Genomic DNA, 17522 nt, shown 5'->3' with positions numbered 1-17522 from the left:
TCATGTTGTTAGTGCTAACAGTCCCCAGGGCCACTGTGAGGCCGGCATTTAGGTGGCGAGGCTAAGCAGTGCGGCTTCATCGGGCCGGCGTTCCCTTTCCGATCAATCCTTGCCGCAAGCGTTGGAAGGTTGGAAGCACCGTGTGGCGGCGCCCTCAAGGCCTCGAGCGATCTTCCTCCACGGCCGCGAATAACGTCGCTTAAACGCCGCTTCCACTGAGTACTCCATCACCGGGGCAATGGTCACCGGTGATGGGATAGCGATCGTCTCGAACACTCCGCTCCTTTGCCATTTTAGTGGCTCCGACAACGAAGTTCAAACCAGCAGGCGCGCAATGGTACGATCCCAAGTCTTCGCGAAAACTTCCTTGTCATCCTCGAAGGCCTTAATCTGGCCCACAAACAAGAAATTGTCCTTAGTCAAGCTGAAACGCAGGCGGCTCTCCACACGGATGGACCAGTCACCGCGTTTCATCGCCTCGACATATTGCGTCTCGACTTTGGCGCTGGTCGGATCATGGTCGAGTATTTCCGTCACCTCACTGGCTGTCTTCGACATTTCCGTCCCGGTGGCATCGATCCTGTAACGTCCGGCAGCCAGACCCGCAAGAACATCGCCATGAAAAAAGGTGCGCGTCGTAAGTTTGTTGGCTGCGACGTCCCATTCATGAATTCTGGTCGGCGCGGGCGCTTCTTCTAGGACCGTTCGACGAGAGGTGTGTTCCGGCACGAAAGCCCGAGCAAAGGGCTTCAGGTCCGCATCCTCGGCGCGCGGCGGTCGCACAGGCAGCTCGAGCTCGGACCGTCCGGCATAAAGCGTCAGCGTCACCGGCTCTGGTGATGGCCAAAATGCCGGCCAATGTGACGTCGATATGGCAACACGAATCCGCCTGCCCGATTTGAAGACATGGGCACAATCCTGCAGCGGTATGCGGATGCGATAGCGCCTGCCGGGCACCATGGGTTCAGGAAACTCATCGCTGTTCCGGTGGGTCAGATTGAGTACCTCATAAGTGACCCGCTTCGACAGGCCGTCAGGCTCGACCTCATTGAGCCGAATGGCCAGGGCGGCCACCGGCTTGTCGACCGCCAGGTCAAGAGTGACCACCGGCTGGCCGAGAATTCCGAACTCCTCCTCGAGTGGCTCGGAATCGAATGTCAGCGAGCGAGCGTCGTCAACCCGCTGATCGGTTGGCGCCTCAGCGTCGATATCTCTGATACCGAAGCGCGGCGCTGTTATTCCGACCGTCTGCAATGGGTTAAGGACGCGTGAAGTCTCTTCGCCGGCATTGCTCTCAAGCCCGTCTTTCGTGAGATAGAGTTTGCGGGGTGTGATACGCGGCGACGGCCAACTGTCCTCGGCCACCCAGCGTCCAGGACTCTGGTGCATGCCGCGCATTGTCGGCTCTCGCTGCATCCAGACCCGGTGCATCGGCTCGTCCATGATGCCGGTATCGATATCCTTGAGCCAGTAATCCCACCAGCGCAGCGATTCGGTGAGCCAGTCTATGGCCGGCCCCGGATCGACCTCGTTAGGATACTGATGTCCCCAGGGACCGATGAGGCCCTTGCGCGGGCATTTCAGGTTGGCGAGCATGCGGCTAACCGTGCAACGGTAGGGATCAACCCAGCCACCCACCGCATAGACGGGGCATTGAATGGCGCCATAGTCCTCGCTGATCGATCCGTGTTTCCAGAACGCGTCGCGGTGCTGGTGGGTAAGCCAGTTCACGGTGTAGTAGTCCAGATTATTGAGACGCTGCATCCACATCTCGCGCCAGCGGTCCCCGACGATTGCCGGATCGGGCGAGCGTGCACAAAGAGCGGGCCACTGTCCCCCCCACTCCAAGAACGTGGAATCGTGAATTAAACCGCCGTGATAGGGCACGTCATCGGTATAGCGGTCGTCGGTCGAGCACACCGTGATGATCGCCTTGAGCTCAGGTGGACGGCGGGCAGCCACTTGCAGCGCGCTAAACCCACCCCAGGATTTCCCGAACATGCCAACCTTGCCCGTGCACCAAGTCTGGCTGGCGAGCCAAGCGATGATCTCCACCCCGTCGTCCTGCTCCTGTTTGACATATTCGTCCTGCGGCAATCCCTCGGAGTCGCCCGACCCGCGAATGTCGGGCCGCACACAGGCATACCCATGGGATGCCAGATAGGGGTGTATGGTCTCATCGCGAAACCGCACAACATCACGCTTGCGGTAGGGGATATATTCCAGGAGCACTGGCACCGGATTTTCCTCGGCATCCTCGGGCAGCCACATGCGAGCCGCAAGCTTCGTGCCATCGGACATCGGAATCCAGATGTTCTCGATGTCACGCACCCGGCGTAAACCTGCTTGCGACCCCGGCTGCGGGGCTTGGGTGTCGCTTGTCATGCTCACAGATGCCCCAGCATTGCCAGTGAGAAGCGCCGCGTTCACATCTTGAGGAACCGCGCGAATTGCCGAGCCATCGTTCTCGACATCGGTCATTTAACATACCTCTCTCTCTTCGAATCCATACAACCTACTCGTGACGTCGAGTCGCATTGGGTCGCGTTCTCGCGACTCTCTCCTCCCACACGATGGCCTATTTGATGGTAACGACAATATGTCGACAGTCAAGCTGGCCTTCCAATTCCGAGCTCAGCTCCAGCGCCTTTCTGAAGAAGCGTTTGGCCGACGGCAGGTCGCGCAGCTCGCTGAAATAGAATTCGACGGTGTCACCGACACTGTCGATGGCGCGATAGAGATACATCCACTGGCAAAGGACCAAGGACCGTGTAAGCCATTTTTGAAGGCCACGCTAAACATCGCAATCCTCCGAAAGGGGTTGAGAGATCCCTTGCCCCTCACGAGTAACAAAAACGGTTGCAACACATCCGCACTGTGTCGTGCGAGGCCCAATATAAAAGGCGCAGCGGCAGGATGATGCATCATACGCAATATCGGTTTCGATATTGACTTGGCGCGCCCGCGATTTCCGGTCAACAGCACAGTATAATATATGCGCGTTGTCTGCGCTCAGTACGAGTAACATGATGTCGCGGCGACGCTAGTCGGGTGACGTTCCAATTGCGCCTTGATTCTGAAAGAAGTGACGGGGTCAGGACCTGGAATAGAAGCAAGCCACACGCTCGGCGCATACGGCTCCTTTCTCAGAGCCACACCCTACCGCGAGATAGCAGCTGCTGAATCCGCCGCCTGCGGTTTTTGCTGCAGCGGGAAGTGGCATCTGAAGCTGTGCCATGCGTCGGTGGGGCTTAAGGAAGGCTCCGGGAAGATTCGGCGGCAGATGTCTTGCGCGTACTGGCACCGCGTGTGGAACTCGCAGCCGGTTGGCCGTCTCAGGATACTCGGCACCTCGCCCTTGATTTCGATGCGGTTGAGAACGGCATCGGGATCGGGCACCGGATTGGCCGAGAGCAAGGCCTGCGTATAAGGATGGCGGGGATGATCGAAGATGTCTTGGGTTGAGCCAATCTCGACAATGCGTCCGAGATACATGATCGCCATTCGATCGGCCATGTGGCGGACTACGTTGAGGTTGTGGGTAATGATCAGGATGGCGATCCCGAGTTCATCCTGGAGGCGAGCAAGTAGATTGAGCACCTCGCCCTGGATCGACACGTCGAGCCCAGCTGTGGGCTCGTCGGCGATGATCAGGTCTGGGTTGAGTGCAAGGGCACGAGCGACGCCGACGCGCCGCGCCTGACCGCCAGAGAGCTGATGGGGATAGCGGCGGCCAAAGTCCGCCGGCAAGCCGACCATGCGCAACAGGCGCTCCGCTTCGGCACCGCGATCGCGAGTGCTTACGCCATGGATGCGGAATGGCTCGGTGAGGAGCGACTGCACGGTCAGCCGCGGCGAGAGCGAGCCCACTGGATCCTGGAACATCATCGTCATGCGGCGCAGGTAGGACTTTCGTTCGGCCGCTTTGAGGCCGATAAGTTCCTGCCCGTCGAAACGAATGCTGCCGCCAAAGGCCGGCTGAAGGCCGATGATCGTGCGCGCGATGGTGGATTTGCCAGATCCGCTTTCGCCGACGAGGGCAAGCGTCTCGCCCTTGCGGATTTCAAAGGAGACGCCGCACACAGCGTCAATGAAAGGGTCGGCCGTGCCCGTGGTGAGGGCTTTCAGCGACCCCATGGTTCGGAAGCGAACGCGCAGGTCTTGGACACTCAGCAGCGCACTCATGCCGCAACCATCCCAGCTCGATCGAGCAGATGGCATCGCGCGACCTGGTCAGCAGCGACACGATATTCGCCAGGCGTCTCATGCACGCAGCGATCGAAGGAGTGAGGACACCGCGGTCGGAAGATACATCCATTTCTGCTTCCGAGCAGACTGGGGACGTCTCCGGGGATGGTCGGCAAATTGCGCGTCCGTTGTTTGATCCGTGCAGGATCGCACTCAAGCAGCGCCCTTGTGTAGGGATGGCCGGGATTATGGAAGATGTCGCGTACGGCGCCCTGCTCCACCACCTCGCCCGCATACATGACGGCAACCCGGTCGCACAATTCAGCGACGACGCCGAGATGATGGGAGACAAACAGGATGGAGCAACCGATCTCCCTTTGCAGATCCTTGAGCAAATGGATGATCTGGACTTCCAATGTTGCATCAAGCGCTGTGGTCGGCTCATCGGCGATGAGGAGCGCCGGTCTCACAAGAAGTGCCATGGCAATGCAGATGCGCTGGCGCATGCCACCAGAGAACTGATGCGGATAATTCCCGATGCGGCTTTGCGGATCGGGAATTCCGACGCGCTTGAGCATGTCGATCGCGCGAGCGCGCTTTTCACTACGGCCTCGTTGTTCGTGGTGTTGGATATCGATCATCTGGCTCTCGATCGTCCGCACCGGATTGAGCGCGGTCATCGGATCCTGGAAGATCATGGAGAGGCGATCACCCATCAGACTGCGTCGCGCCTGGGCAGTCAGCGTAAGCAGGTCGCGTCTTTCGAATATGATGCTGCCGGCAGTAACCTGAGCGTTTTCTGGAAGTAGACCCATCACAGTATAGGCAAGCGTGGATTTGCCGGATCCACTCTCCCCGACGATGCCGACTATCCGTCCGCTCGGCACGTCCAGCGATACGTTGCGCAGTGCGTGAACACGTCCGCGTGGCGAGCCGAAGTCGAGGTTGAGGTTCCGAACCTCGAGAAGCGGGTTGGCGGACATTTGCGGTGTCGGATCCTCACGTCTCATAGGTCTTTCCGCAGCTTGGGATCGAAAATGTCGCGCAATGCTTCGCCAAGGAATGTGAAGCCCAGCGTGGCGACGACGATTGGAATACCCCCGGCAATGACGGGCCAAGGCGTCTGATTGATATAGCTGTAGCCATCGTTGAGGATCGCTCCCCAGTCTGGCGTCGGAGGGCGCACACCCATGCCGAGAAAGCCCAGACCTGCTTGAAAGGCAATCACCCCCGGCACGTCCATGCTCACAAGGATGAGAAGCGGCCCAACCACGTTAGGCAGCATGTGGACGGCAAGGATGCGCATCGTGCCGGCGCCCATGCTTCGCTCCGCGTCAATGTAATCGGAGTTGCGCAGGGCTTGCGTTTGGGTGCGCACGACACGCGCATAGATCGGCATACATGTTATTGCGATGACCAAGATCACGCTGGACATGCTGGGACCAAGAAGCGCGATGATGGCCAAAGCAAATATGATCCCGGGAAACGAGCGGATCGTGTCGAAGAATAGTAGCAGAAGATTGTCGAGCCAGCGCGGCCCGAACCCTGCTATCAGGCCAAGGACGAGCCCAACGACAAGCGAACTGCCGAGCGATGCAAAGGCAACGAGAAGCGGGATGCGACCGCCCATGATGGTACGCGAAAAAGTGTCACGGCCGAGTTGATCCGTGCCAAGAAGAAAATCTGCTGAAGGGCCTGCCAAACGAGGCCCGACCATTATGCCGATAGGGTTATGTGTGACGATGAGCGGACCAAAGATTGAACTCGCTACGACGACCAGGACAAGCACGGCGCCAAGCATGCCCAGACGGTTTTTAAGCAGTTGCCGCAGGAAGCCTCCCAGGGCACCTGGATTGTGCCTTGCGGGAGCTTCTGTACCAATCGTGTCTATGCTCGTCATTATCAGAGCTTTTCCCGAGCCCGCGGATCAAGGCTTGCGTTGACCAGATCGGAGACCGTTGTTGAAATGACAATAAGGAAGGTGGTGACGACGACGACCCCCATCACAATTGGATAGTTACGCGCATTCACCGCTTGCACAATAAGCGCGCCGATACCTGGTCTTGCGAACACGACCTCGACAAACACCGCTGCCGACAGGAGCCACGCGATCCCCACGCCCAAGATGGTTACCGTTGGCAAGATCGCAAGCGGCAGAGCGTAACGGGAAACAATGCGCCATTCCGAAATCCCGAAGGAGCGGGCCATGCGGATATGGTTCTCCCCCAGCGTTTCGAGCATGGACGCGCGCACCAGTCGTGAGATGTAGCCCACCCATCCGATCCCCATTGCAAAGCTTGGCAGGATCAGGTGGACGAGCCCATCGCCAAGGCCCTCGCCCAGCCCGATCGCCGGCAGCCAGCGGAGCGCAACGGCGAAGATCAGCAGTGCGTAGACTGCCATGACAAAGGAAGGAATAGCAATGGTAGCCACTGCCATTACCCCAACCGCCTGATCGAGCAAGGAATTGCGCCGTACTGCAGAGTAGCACCCTAGCGGCACGGCGATAGCGACGGCCCAAAAGATGGAGATCAGGATTAGCTCAAGTGTGTAGGGAAGTTGCTCAAACACGATGTCGGCGACCGGCCTCTGGCTGAACACATCATAACCCAAATTGCCGTGTAGCAGTCCGCTGAAGAAGGTGGCGATCTGCACGAGAAACGGCTTGTCGAGCCCCATCTGCTGATGCAGCTGAGCTTTTATCTCAGGCGTCGCTCGGGGGCCGAGCAGAATTGCGGCGGGGTCTCCCGGCACGGCATGGATCATCATGAAGAGCAGCGTCACCGCGGTCACGATGATCGCGACCGCGAGGACCAACCTTTTGCAAAGATAAAACAACATACCGCAGCCTGTCGCCGCCGCTTAAGCCGGCTTGAAGTTGAGATATAAAGGGACCCCGTCCGGACGGGTCGCAGCTTGTATCTTGGTCGTGCGGTACACGACAGGAGTACCACCATTTGTCAGGAACCGGTGGGCACCCGACTCCTCCATGAGGTCCTGCATCTCGTAGTATAGTTTTGCGCGCTCGTTTGGATCCTCAATCGTGATTGCCTTGGCGTTAAGCTCGTCAAAGCGGTCACTGCGGAAGCGCGCCCAATTCCAAACCCCCACTTGGGATTTGACGAACCACTCCGTGTAGTAATAAGGATCAGGCAGACTGCTGTCGTTTCTGATAAAGAGCTGCAAGTCCTTCCAGCGATCGCCTTCCGATTCCTGACCGATCCCGCTGAAGGAACCGGTATCCTGGACATTGACTTGGACAGTAATGCCGATCTGCGACAACTGCGCCTGAATCGTTTGGGCAATTATCGACGGTATGCCACTGTTGTCACAATCGATGGTTAACTGCAGGTCGCTCACACCGGCCTTTTCCAGGAACTCCTTGGCCTTGGCGAGGTCGCCTTCTGGGGGAACGAGCGCCTTCTCGCGATGCCCGATCATACCTGGCGGAATTATCCCGGTTGCCACGTCGGCCTGCCCCGCATAGGCGGCGTCCAGGATCTGCGGCACATTGATGGCCCATTGAATTGCTTTGCGGACATCGATGTCCTTCAGCTTCGGGTTATCCATGTTCATGCCAAGCCAGATGTAACGGAGCGAGGGATGCTCCTCAACCTTTGTATCAGGCGGCGGGTTGCTTTTGAACGTCGCCAGCGAATCGAGACTGATCGTCGCGAAATCAACATCGCCGGCTAGATAGGCTCGTTCCGCCGTCTTGGTGTCAGTAATCGGTACAATGCGGATTTCATCGAATCCGGGCTTTGGTCCAGACCACTCGGGATTACGGGTCAACAGCGTGTATTGATTTTGCTTCCAATCCGCGAGCACATAGGGCCCAGAGAACGCCGGCGGTTTCATGCCGAAATTGCCGCCATCCGCGGTCGTCTTCATTACCGCCTGCTCGGAAACGATATGGCCGACGGCATAAGGAAAGGTGATGCTCCAGACCGGCACATACGGCGTCTTAAACACGATGACGCCCGTATGATCGTCCTCGACCTCGACATGATCAAAGGAGCCTAGATCAGACATATTCGATGACTTGTGCTTGATGATGCGTTCAAACGAGAACTTGACGTCCTTCGCAGTCACCTCACCATGGCCGCCAGTGAATTTAATGCCTTTCTTTAGATGGAACCGGATGTGCGTCGGATCGACCTGCTCGATCTTTTCCGCCGCCTCCAGATCCCAGCCCCATTCTGAGCCTGGCCTATAGTGCGTGAGCTTCGAATAAAGGCAGTTCAACACGTTAACTTCGTAGCTCGAGGTGGTAAAGCCAGGATCCAAACTTGCGAGATCAAACTGAAGGGCGACCTTGAGCACTTTGCCTTCCGCCGCCCAGATGACCTGCGAGAGCGGCATGCCGGAAGCAATGATTCCACCGCCCAAGGCGGCTCCGCCCTTAAGAAGCATGCGGCGGTCAATGTTCTGGACAAAATCTTTCATAGTTTCCTCCCATTCCTGTTTAATCATTTGCTGCGAGTTCGCCCATCACTGTGGATTAGAGGGGGTAGATGTCCTTGCTGTCTCCGCTCTGGTTTTCGAACACGGCCCATCACGACCACCACCGTGCCGTCGGGAGTAGCGACCAGGAATTGTCCGCCTGCTCCACTTCGATGCCGCTAGCTACTGTCGACATATTGTCGTTACTTGTCAACGATGTTTTGAGGTCAGTCCCATGAAATGGGCGAAATTCGTCCATGACCCTGTTGGCCGCGAACAGGCAAATCGGCGAGTTGAACGATCGAGCGATGCTGGAAGATAGACATGCGCGATAATCGGGACCAAGGATTGCGCTCGCCCCACAAACAGGACAAACACCGCGCCAACTATGTCCCAGATGTGGCCTGTCTAATCAGCTGCTGCGAGGTCGGCCCTTCAGCTGCTGCGAGGTCAGCCAACATGTTGATCAGAGGGGGATACAGACCCGGGCTGTCACCGCTCTCATTTTCGTGCACGGCCATATAGACAACCGCGATGCCGGTGTCGGGGTTGGCGAGCAGGTATTGCCCACCATAACCACCGTGGCCGATCCAGGTGCCGTTCGTCGTCGTCTGGCGGCTATAGTACAATCCCTCGCGCGGCTTTGGCCAAGGGGGTCCGTGATCGCGGCGTGTTTCTTCGATGAAGCCGCTATCGGCGACACGGAGCCCGTCAACGCCTTCGCCCTTACGGGCGAAGAGTAAGCCGAAGCGCGCGAGATCGCGGGCGGAAAGCGAGGCGCCGCCACCGAGCACCGGTACGCCGTCGCAGTCGCAAGCAATGTGCAAGGATCCCTCAAAACCTGCCGCCTCCACGATCTCGATGAGCCAGCTACCAAGCGATCGCTTACTTACACGTTCGACGATCCAGCCGAGCAGTTCGGTGTTAGCCGTTTTGTAAATGACGTGGCCGGTTCTATTGACAACATCGTCGCCGGTGACCTGGCAGAGGAGCGAGCGGATCGTTAACCCCGTCGCGTGATCGGCAGGCGAACGCATGCCCGCAGCGGCCTCGATGGTCGACCATGTAATTGCGACAGGGGCGTTACCGTCGTCGCTATAGTCGTTGGCAACATTCATGTCGGCGACCGCCCTAACGGTAGCCTCCGCATAGCCCGTCCCGATCTCTGGCAGGTAGTCATTAACCCGTTTGTTGAGATCGAGGAGACCGTCTGCGACGCACCGGCCAAGCATGATATTAAGCAGCGTCTTTGTGATCGACTGGATGGAGTACGGCTTATCCGGCCCGAAGTCCGGAGCATAGGCCTCATAAAGGATGCGATCGTCACGAGCTACAACGAAACCGGAGAAATGTGGTACCGATAGGAAGCGGGTGACGTCTGGTCGCTCGCCAATAGTAAAGTCGATATCTTTCTTGAACGGAAGGAAGCGCGCCGAACGCAGTGATGTGACGTAACGGGCAATCGTATGCAGGTTCTGATAACCTTGCCGGCGGAAATTCGCTAGATTCCAGTGTACATTGTTATCGATCGGCGAGACGACCAGATCCGGGTTGGGTATCGAAGCAAGCGTCATTTGGCAGGTATCCTGATTGGGCTGTTTCAAGCGCAGTTGATGATCTGCTCCCGCACCCTTACAGAGGTTCGTGAGAATCATCCGCAGACCTCATCAGCCAAGATGGCGGATCGGCGACTGTGCTGCGCGAGTTGTCGTCGCGCGGACAGGTCATGCGGGACGCTCGACAAGGGTGTGCGGGACGGTGCTCATCAGCTTCCCGCCACCTTCGGTAACCCGAACGGTGTCGCTCAAAAGGTAGGTTTCGCCGGGCTCGAAGATATTAGACTCGAAGTGGAAAGTCATGTTGGCCACGAGCTCGGTGTCGTTGTTGTCCGCCAGGCTCGGACCGTCGACGGTGTCAATACCAGTGGAGTAGCCCATGCGCCCCTTCTTCGTGAGGCCGTATGGCCGGATAGCCGCTTGGTACGCGCGCGCGACATCGGCGCAGGTCGCGCCTGGGCGCATCGCGTCGATGGCAGCGTGGAACCCCGCCATTGCGCCCTCATGCTGATTCTTCCGGCGTGGTGTGCTCGGGCCGAGATGAACGATCCGCCCCATTGGAGCTTCGTACCGGCGCCGGCTGGCGGTACACAGCAGGTAATACTGCTGCCCGGCTGCAAATACGTCGTCCATCCACGCCTGGTGTGGCGCCTTGGCGAACTCGCCACCACGGATGTAAGGGGGCCACGACGGCGGTCCGCCGGGAATGATTTCGGTGCCTTTGCAGAGCACGGACATAATCGCGCCCGCCACCTCACAATGCCGCGCGCCGACAGCGATCTTGTCCATGCCAGCGGACATCGCCCGGTCAGCTATGGCGGCCGCCTCGGTCATATACAAAAGCTCGCGCTCGGACTTGACCAGCCTGCATGCCGATACCAAGCCGTCACCATCACGCGGCTCCTGGCCTCCCAAAGCACTGACAAGCTTCGGGTAGTCGGACAGGCCCAGCCCAGACAGCTCGACGCCGATACGTGCGGACGCCCCTACCTTGTCCTTGACGAAGCGCCCGATCGCTTCCCACGGACTGGCCCCTCCGGAGCCGCCGACGTAGCTTTCCGCATATCCGATAACCCGGTCCTGTGGAAGCCAACATCCGGCTTCGGCCGCAGCGTCGGCGTCCATCTTGCGCAGGACGAAGTACGGGTCGTCGTCGAGCGTCACGAGTGCAGCCTGCGGACCGGACGCAGAGTCATACCCCAGGAGATAGTACTGGTTCGACGGCGAGATGATCACCAGCGCGTCCATCCCAGCCTTGGACATCGACGCACGCACCTGATCGAGCCGAGACCGAAACTCCGACGTCTCAAACGCCTGCACATTGTTCTTGCCGTTCATATAAAGCTTCTCCTAATTTCGTCATCCGTCACCAGTTTGTCCAAGGCCCCTCCGAGGGGAGCGGGCTTGGGAAAAGGCGTCTCATGTGTGCTCGACACCTAATGTCGACATATTGTCGTGAACTTGTCAATTTTTTTCGAGGTTCGTCCGCATATTTTATTTGGTGCAGATTGCGGGTTCACGGACGGTCCGAATAGGTTCATAGAGTCGGGATCGCAGTCGACGTCGTGATCTATCCAGCTCCATGCCTTCTGCTCGCTGATTTCACCCGGCTCTCGATTGCCCAAAATTCTCCCGCAGACTGACGGGCCAGTGCTCATCGTTCGGCCAAAGGCGATGGGCTCGTCCTGCCTGTGTTGCGGCTGCAAAACTGCTGCGGCCACTGTCACCACATGCCACTGCGCGGCGACAATTAAGTTGGCCAGTTCGACGACAATTATCTTGGCCGGTTAGGGCGTCTGCCAGCGCCGTTTGAAGGGAGGGGCGAAGCCCCGACCGGAAAGCGGCACTGGCAGACGGCGGCGATTTCAAGCCCCCCCTTCAGGGTGGGTCAGCCGTTCGGCGTCGAGGGTGGTATCGCAGCTCAATCAACCAACGATTTGAGTTCGATGCCAAACCTTTATGTGACCGACTGCCAGGTGATGCTCTACATGACCTCCCGTTCCCGACACCAAAGCAAGGATGCCGCCGCAGCCAGCGCCGGCTTTGGCGCGCGCACCGCACGCCGCATCGACAAAGACCCGCGTTTGCCATCTCAAAAGAAGCAGCCGCGAACCTGGCGAACTCGCACCGACCCACTGACGGACGTCTGGCCGCGGGTATTGGAGATGCTGGGGATACCAGGAGTCATGGCCGTGACGATCTTCGAGGACCTCCAGGACGAACTCGGCCTTGACGCTCTTCCCGACAGCGTCCGCCGTACGCTGGAGCGTCGCATCGCCAAATGGCGCGCCCTTCACGGCGAAGACAAGGAGGTCTTCTTCCCTCAGCGCCATGATCCCGGCCGCCAGGCGCTGTCCGATTTCACCGTCACGGACAGCCTCGGCGTCACCATTGCCGGCGAGCCTTTCCCGCACCGCCTCTATCATTTCCGGCTGGCCTGTAGCGGCTGGGAACATGCGCGAGTCATTCTCGGCGGCGAAAGCTTTTCAGCTGTCGCCGAAGGCCTGCAGGATGCGCTTTGGAAGCTGGGCGGCGTCCCGCGCGAACACCGGACGGACTCGCTGTCGGCTGCCTTCAAAAACCTCGACCGCGACGCCGAACGCGATTTTACCAAGCGTTATGGCGACCTGTGCCGGCACTACGGCATGGAGCCAACCCGCAACAATCCCGGCGTCGCCAATGAGAACGGTAGCATCGAAGCCGCCAACGGCCACATCAAGATCCGCCTCGACCAGAGGCTCCGGCGCCGGGGAAGCCGAGATTTCGACAGCCTTGAAGCCTATCGAGCCTTCGTCGGTAGCGTCTGCGATCGTCACAACGCCCGCCGCGCCAAGGCTGTCGCGGCCGAGCGCGAGACGCTCAAAACTCTGCCCAAGCGCCGAACCACCGACTTCGCGATGGTGACGGCGAAGGTGACACGCAACAGCACCATCAATGTCGATCGGATCCTCTATTCCGTTCCGTCCCGGCTCATCGGCAACAAGATCGAAGTGCGTCTCTTCGATGACCGGCTGGAATGCTTCCTCGGCCCCGACCCGGTCATGCGCATGACCCGCGCACGGACCGACCGAGCACGCGGTCACTCGAACGATTATCATCATCTGATCGGTACACTGCGGCGCAAGCCGCAAGCCCTCCGATACCTCGTCTACCGCGAAGCACTCTTCCCGCGCGCAGCCTACGCTCGCGCCTGGACCGCTCTGGACGAAGCCCTGCCGCCCAGAGACGCCTGCCGGTCTATGGTCGCTTTGCTGGCTCTGGCCTCGACCTGCGAAGCCATTGAGATCACCTTGGCCGATCGTCTCGACGCAATCCTGGACGCCGGCCGGCTGCCTGACCTCGCCAAACTTGAGATCGAGTTCGCGAGCAAACCGAGCTCGTCGAGCGAGGTCGCCATCCCAGAGCCAAATCTTGAAGCCTACGATCGGCTTCTGCCCTCGGCTTGCGAGGTACGGCCATGACCGACGCAGCCCTCCTCGCCTCCTTGCTGACCGAACTGCGCCTGCCCAGCATTGTGCGCAATTGGCGGCGCATCGCCGACACTGCCGACCGCGACGGCTGGCCAGCCCAAAAAACCATCGCTGCGCTGATGGAGATCGAGGTCGCCGAGCGCACCTCACGCCGCATCCAGCGTCATCGCGATCAATCCGAAGCGCCGGCTGGCAAAACCTTCGCCAGCTTCGATTTCGACGCCGCACCAGGCGTGCGCAAACAGCAACTTCTGTCCCTCGGCGCCGGCGGAGACTGGATCAAGAACGGCGACAACCTCTTGCTGTTCGGCAAAAGCGGCACAGGCAAAAGTCACGCTATCGCGGCCATCTGCCATGCTCTTATCGATGCTGGAAAGCGGGCCTTGTTCACGCGTACCATCGACATCGTTCAAAGGCTGCAGACTGCGCGTCGCGACCTTTCCCTGATCGGCGCCCTTGAGAAGCTCGATAAGTTCGACCTCATCGTACTCGACGACCTTTCCTATGTCAGGAAGGATCAAGCCGAGACCAGCGTCCTGTTCGAACTCATCGCGCATCGATACGAACGGCACAGCATCGCCATCACCGCCAATCATGCATTTTCAGCATGGAGCACCGTTTTCCCGGACGCCGCCATGACCGCGGCGGCGGTGGACAGATTGGTCCATCACGCCACGATCATAGAAATGAATGGCGAAAGCTATCGAGAGCGCTCCGCCGCCCGCAGAGCCGCCAACGAGGAAACTCCCATCTTGGCTTAGGCTTTAACAGCAACACATCATCGCATGGGCTGTAATTGTCGCTGGTGACAATGGCTAGCGCCAATTACTCACGCCATTATCAAAAACAGCCAGCGACAATTAAAATAATTGTCGCTAAGACTCCCCCTTGTCAAACGACAATTAGAAAGATAGACATCTTGTCGCTACTCGGCGACTGTCCACTTGTGCCAGTTTAATTGTCGCTAGACGGACACCGTAATTGTCGCGTTGCACGAATTTGGCGACGTGAATTCGCGAAGATCACGTCCGTGTCTTTGGCGGCAATCTGGGAACGGGCACAACCGCGGCAAGGAACTGCGCCGCCATGGCGTACCAAGGCTCCGTGCCGCGGTTGCCGCCAGTTCGTCGACTGGAATCTGGCGTATGTCAGGACACCCGACGGTTCAACAGGAACATGGCGCACGCTAGCCATAATGGGCGTACCCACACCGCCGCAAGACCGTGAGGGCCTGTATCAGCCAAGTTCGCGCCTAGCCTGCCTTGGCGCTCGCGTTTCTCCTCAAGCTCTGCACAGGGCCGCGTCGAATACCGTGCGATCAATGAGTGGGGAAACTCGAGCCACTCTTCAGGCGGAACGGAAACGCGGCAGTGGTGCGCGGCGAGAGCTGCGGATGGCTGTGGATCGGCCGCAGCCGCGATTGTGGTGGTGCCAGGCAGGGGGCGGGTTCGAATTCGAGAGCGGAGTGTCCGGCACAGGCGGGATTGGCAGGCTTCCGAGGATCGTAGAGGCATGCCCAATGCATGGCTCCTGCCCCGCGCCTGCAGCCAACTGCTTGAGCCGCCGACATACCTAGGCAGGCTCATGCGATCCAGGCCGTAGACTGGCTGTCGGGCAGGCCGAAGTGGACGGGCAGCATCCGCCAGCCGCAGCCAGAGCGAAACTAAAGAACGCACCGCTTTGATCAAACTCGCGGAAGTCCACCTGCTGCGGCCGTCCCCGAGGCCGTTTCGGCATCATGGGCCTCCCGCTCACAGTCTGTCAGATCAGACGGGTAGCGCTTCGCCGATCTTGGCCATCCGCCACGACTGTATTCGGTCCACATTCAGAACTTGAACATATGGCCCGACCCGTCTGCAGGGTGTTTTCAAGATTGCTCTGTTCAGGCCTCGGGAACCTGTGGCAGCCAGATAGAGATCTGCAACCTGCGCCTTATAATCACAGCGGTCTCTCGATCGACCGTTTAGGACTTCGGATTCCCAGGTTGCCGTTCGACTGTTGGGCCATCTTCCTCGCACCACCCGTAGAGATTGTCGCGGTCGTCGTACAGTGGCCGGTGACCGCATACCTATGTCGCCGCGATTGCCGGATCGAAGCCGTGCCTCTTTCCGCAGCACCGCCCAGACGATGCCAGCGAGCTTGGCCGCCAGCGCTACACGACTTCGTTATTAGCAACCGTTCGACAGCAACCCAAGATGACTCCCAGCATCAGCAACAATGATCTGGCCGGTAATGTTGGACGCTTCGGTTAGGAGGAACAGCACAGCCTCGGACATCTGTTCCGGTGTGCCAACCTGGTGAAGAGGCGTTCGCTGTTCTCTTCTTCTTTCATCTTTCGGTATTAAACTTCGCCGACTCCGTTAAGTATCCAACGCGTTTGAATGAAGCCGGGGGAAATGGCATTTACCCGAACGGCTGGGCTGAGCCAGCCTGCAAGCGTTAGGGTAAGGGTATTTAGAGCCCCCTTCGACAGGACATAGGGTATTGAACTGCCATTGCCACTAAGTGTAGTATTGGACGAAACATTTACAATCGCACCTCGTTCTTTGCGTTCCAGCCAATGTTTTCTCATGGTCGGAAACACTGCCCGGCTCATCATAAAAGCGCCTGTGGTATTCACGCGAAAGATGCGGTCGAAATCCTCGGGTGTGATGTCTTCAAGATCGCCGGGTTTTTGAAATTTTGTAGTGCCGGCGTTGTTGATAAGACCGTCGATGCGCCCCCATCTGCTCAACGTCTCACCAACAGCTTGCGACAGTCTGCATCCTGCCCTACGTCGGCCTGCACAACAATGGCTTCGACACCTTGCGCTTTAACTTTTATATAGGCCTCATCGGCTTCCTTCTTACTCTTAGTGTAATTGATCGCGATGTTCCAGCCACGCGCTGCCAGGTCAACGGCGCAAGTCGCGCCCACTCCCGTTGCTGATCCTGTCACAATTCCTATTTTAGCCATAGTGATTTCATACGCCCCAGACAATTGATGGAATCGACGTGGAAAACGGCGGGAAGCACATCGGCCATGCAAAAAGTAAATCTACCATTTTATGCATGTCAACACAGGATTATTTTCAAGAACACTTTTTTAAGTTACCGTCGTTGTGTGTATAGTACCGCTAGAATGTTCTATGTCAACAGACAAATGCAATATAGTGTTAAATATATATGAAGCATTGTTGAAAGATACGTTTTTAACGTAATATTATTAGCTGCGCCGTCTACAGGCATGCTGTGCGAATTTCGGGGTGTGGACCCATAAAGTGTGGCGCCGTGCGTTCCAGTCATGATGCGACCGTGTCGGCATTTCGATCCGGCATGACGCAGGGTTGTCCGGCGGTGTGAGGGCGTAGCCCGAGGACCGGCGGACAACCCTGCGTCACTAAGTTTTTTCTTATCTGCGGGTCGGACTGGGCCCCCCACATATTCTGCTCAAGCGGAGGTTGGGATGCCGGGCAGACACATCAACGATCAGCAGATGAGGTTATTCATGATACTTCGCATCAATCGTACCCAGCAGACCGCAGCCCATCGGCAGTGCCAGCTGTCCTTGTCGAAGACGTCGCCGCCAATCACAGACCTGCCAGCGCGTCGCGCCATGCTTGCGGGCGACCGCCGCAATCTACACCCCCGGCAGCAGGCTTTCGGCCGCAATCCAGGCTTTGGTGACGTCCTGGGACGTGGTGTAGCAGGTAGCGCGGTGGTCATCGGCGCTTTCCGGTAGGATCTTATAGCGCGACGATCAGGATGATACGAGTTTCGCGGTAGGGACGCTCATTACTGAGCGCCCCCCGCACAGATCCGAGCGGGCCCAATTCGGGCACTCGGCTCCTACCTCGAGTGTTTGACGGCGAAACGGACACTCGGCC

Annotated in this window: 11 protein-coding genes and 3 pseudogenes; 2 read left to right on the top strand and 12 right to left on the bottom strand. The window is 58.5% G+C overall.

Annotation, left to right across the window (positions count from 1 at the left end; translation table 11 throughout):
• Positions 1 to 315 precede the first annotated feature (315 nt).
• The 9 genes and pseudogenes from NKJ26_RS31480 to NKJ26_RS31440 form a co-directional block, all read right to left on the bottom strand.
• Positions 316 to 2481 (bottom strand): CocE/NonD family hydrolase, encoded by a 2166-nt coding sequence (locus tag NKJ26_RS31480; RefSeq protein ID WP_352699592.1) that lies wholly within the window; start codon positions 2479 to 2481, stop codon positions 316 to 318.
• Positions 2482 to 2638: 157 nt separating this feature from the next.
• Positions 2639 to 2752 (bottom strand): annotated as a pseudogene (locus NKJ26_RS31475) (DDE-type integrase/transposase/recombinase); the annotation flags it as partial.
• Positions 2753 to 3159: 407 nt separating this feature from the next.
• Positions 3160 to 4185 carry an ABC transporter ATP-binding protein gene (locus tag NKJ26_RS31470; protein ID WP_352699590.1) on the bottom strand — a complete coding sequence of 342 codons (1026 nt, stop codon included), beginning with the start codon at positions 4183 to 4185 and terminating at the stop codon, positions 3160 to 3162.
• The gene (locus NKJ26_RS31465) at positions 4182 to 5171 is read right to left on the bottom strand and encodes an ABC transporter ATP-binding protein (protein ID WP_352699588.1); all 990 of its coding nucleotides are present in this window, start codon (positions 5169 to 5171) and stop codon (positions 4182 to 4184) included. The genes NKJ26_RS31470 and NKJ26_RS31465 overlap by 4 nt, the downstream gene beginning before the upstream one ends.
• 23 nt (positions 5172 to 5194) lie before the next feature.
• Positions 5195 to 6088 (bottom strand): ABC transporter permease, encoded by an 894-nt coding sequence (locus NKJ26_RS31460; RefSeq protein ID WP_352699586.1) that lies wholly within the window; start codon positions 6086 to 6088, stop codon positions 5195 to 5197.
• Positions 6089 to 6090: 2 nt separating this feature from the next.
• Positions 6091 to 7029 (bottom strand): ABC transporter permease, encoded by a 939-nt coding sequence (locus tag NKJ26_RS31455; protein ID WP_352699584.1) that lies wholly within the window; start codon positions 7027 to 7029, stop codon positions 6091 to 6093.
• A gap of 21 nt (positions 7030 to 7050) precedes the next feature.
• The gene (locus NKJ26_RS31450) at positions 7051 to 8634 is read right to left on the bottom strand and encodes an ABC transporter substrate-binding protein (RefSeq protein WP_352699582.1); all 1584 of its coding nucleotides are present in this window, start codon (positions 8632 to 8634) and stop codon (positions 7051 to 7053) included.
• 383 nt (positions 8635 to 9017) lie between these two features.
• Positions 9018 to 10205, bottom strand: coding sequence for a serine hydrolase domain-containing protein (locus NKJ26_RS31445; RefSeq protein ID WP_352699581.1), 1188 nt, complete (start codon positions 10203 to 10205; stop codon positions 9018 to 9020).
• 150 nt (positions 10206 to 10355) lie between these two features.
• A complete protein-coding gene (locus NKJ26_RS31440; protein ID WP_352699579.1) occupies positions 10356 to 11525 on the bottom strand; it encodes a M24 family metallopeptidase in 1170 nt (389 codons plus the stop codon).
• A gap of 608 nt (positions 11526 to 12133) precedes the next feature.
• Between NKJ26_RS31440 and istA the strand changes: the two genes are divergently transcribed.
• Both istA and istB read left to right on the top strand, forming a co-directional pair.
• Positions 12134 to 13648: an IS21 family transposase gene (gene istA, locus NKJ26_RS31435; RefSeq protein ID WP_502903253.1), complete on the top strand. Its 1515-nt coding sequence runs from the start codon at positions 12134 to 12136 to the stop codon at positions 13646 to 13648.
• Positions 13645 to 14418: an IS21-like element helper ATPase IstB gene (istB, locus tag NKJ26_RS31430; RefSeq protein WP_352699577.1), complete on the top strand. Its 774-nt coding sequence runs from the start codon at positions 13645 to 13647 to the stop codon at positions 14416 to 14418. The genes istA and istB overlap by 4 nt, the downstream gene beginning before the upstream one ends.
• A gap of 857 nt (positions 14419 to 15275) precedes the next feature.
• Here istB and NKJ26_RS33700 read toward each other — a convergent pair.
• The 3 genes and pseudogenes from NKJ26_RS33700 to NKJ26_RS31420 form a co-directional block, all read right to left on the bottom strand.
• Positions 15276 to 15482 (bottom strand): annotated as a pseudogene (locus tag NKJ26_RS33700) (transposase); the annotation flags it as partial.
• A gap of 343 nt (positions 15483 to 15825) precedes the next feature.
• Positions 15826 to 15933, bottom strand: coding sequence for a hypothetical protein (locus tag NKJ26_RS31425; protein WP_352699575.1), 108 nt, complete (start codon positions 15931 to 15933; stop codon positions 15826 to 15828).
• A gap of 65 nt (positions 15934 to 15998) precedes the next feature.
• Positions 15999 to 16612: pseudogene (locus NKJ26_RS31420) on the bottom strand (SDR family NAD(P)-dependent oxidoreductase).
• Positions 16613 to 17522 lie beyond the last annotated feature (910 nt).

This window comes from Mesorhizobium sp. M0152, assembly GCF_040322415.1.
In the GTDB taxonomy this organism is placed as follows: Bacteria; Pseudomonadota; Alphaproteobacteria; order Rhizobiales; family Rhizobiaceae; genus Mesorhizobium.
The sequence above is the reverse complement of the archived record's forward strand: the minus strand, read 5'-3'. Positions and strand labels throughout refer to the sequence as shown.

Bases quoted from the DNA above. Each gene is read 5' to 3' on its own strand.
- NKJ26_RS31440 (WP_352699579.1), bottom strand. From the start codon at position 11,525: ATGAACGGCAAGAACAATGTGCAGGCGTTTGAGACGTCGGAGTTTCGG.
- NKJ26_RS31465 (WP_352699588.1), bottom strand. From the start codon at position 5,171: ATGTCCGCCAACCCGCTTCTCGAGGTTCGGAACCTCAACCTCGACTTC.
- NKJ26_RS31450 (WP_352699582.1), bottom strand. From the start codon at position 8,634: ATGAAAGATTTTGTCCAGAACATTGACCGCCGCATGCTTCTTAAGGGC.
- NKJ26_RS31425 (WP_352699575.1), bottom strand. From the start codon at position 15,933: ATGTCCGAGGCTGTGCTGTTCCTCCTAACCGAAGCGTCCAACATTACC.
- NKJ26_RS31470 (WP_352699590.1), bottom strand. From the start codon at position 4,185: ATGAGTGCGCTGCTGAGTGTCCAAGACCTGCGCGTTCGCTTCCGAACC.
- NKJ26_RS31455 (WP_352699584.1), bottom strand. From the start codon at position 7,029: ATGTTGTTTTATCTTTGCAAAAGGTTGGTCCTCGCGGTCGCGATCATC.
- NKJ26_RS31460 (WP_352699586.1), bottom strand. From the start codon at position 6,088: ATGACGAGCATAGACACGATTGGTACAGAAGCTCCCGCAAGGCACAAT.
- NKJ26_RS31480 (WP_352699592.1), bottom strand. From the start codon at position 2,481: ATGACCGATGTCGAGAACGATGGCTCGGCAATTCGCGCGGTTCCTCAA.
- istB (WP_352699577.1), top strand. From the start codon at position 13,645: ATGACCGACGCAGCCCTCCTCGCCTCCTTGCTGACCGAACTGCGCCTG.
- istA (WP_502903253.1), top strand. From the start codon at position 12,134: ATGCCAAACCTTTATGTGACCGACTGCCAGGTGATGCTCTACATGACC.
- NKJ26_RS31445 (WP_352699581.1), bottom strand. From the start codon at position 10,205: ATGACGCTTGCTTCGATACCCAACCCGGATCTGGTCGTCTCGCCGATC.